Here is a 501-nt window from a genome sequence, read left to right on the forward strand (position 1 = left end):
CGATCTATCAGGGACTCGAGACGGCACCCGCCATCTATGCGGCCTGGCGGGAGGCTGGCTTGCTCCGGTCCATGACGTTGCAGATCGGTCTCGACGACGACCTGACCTATGATCTCCCCGATCTGTTCATCGTGGATCGTCAGGCACTCGCCGACCTGTCGGGCGAGATGCTCGAAAGGCTGCACCGATCGGGTCTGCTGGAAGGCGCATTCCTGGCTGCGGCTTCGCTCGGCAACGTGCAGCGGTTGATCGAGCTGAAGAACATCAAGAGGGCGACCGAATGAACGCCGTCGCGTCCGGTCGGCCCATCGCGTCGAGGCGCGTGCGGGAGATCGACGCCGCGCAGGCGGGGTCGATCGATCCCCAGGCGCTGGTGCTGGCAGGCGAGCCGGTCGTCGTGCGCGGCCTCGCGCGGGACTGGCCGCTGGTAGTCGCCGGGCGCGACGGCGCGAAGGCCGCAGCGGATTACCTTTTGTCCTTCTACAACGGCCGGCCGGGCGT

2 protein-coding genes are annotated in these 501 nt (G+C 67.3%); both read left to right on the top strand.

The genetic code is table 11. The features are described from left to right. A partial coding sequence (locus AC0IYH_RS29235) for a SapC family protein (protein WP_471837512.1) occupies positions 1-284 on the top strand: 284 nt, incomplete at its 5' end. Continuing rightward, a partial coding sequence (locus AC0IYH_RS29240; protein ID WP_471837514.1) for a hypothetical protein occupies positions 281-501 on the top strand: 221 nt, incomplete at its 3' end. The genes AC0IYH_RS29235 and AC0IYH_RS29240, both read left to right, overlap by 4 nt.

The sequence above is a fragment of the Pseudomonas sp. AC463 genome (assembly GCF_979253585.1).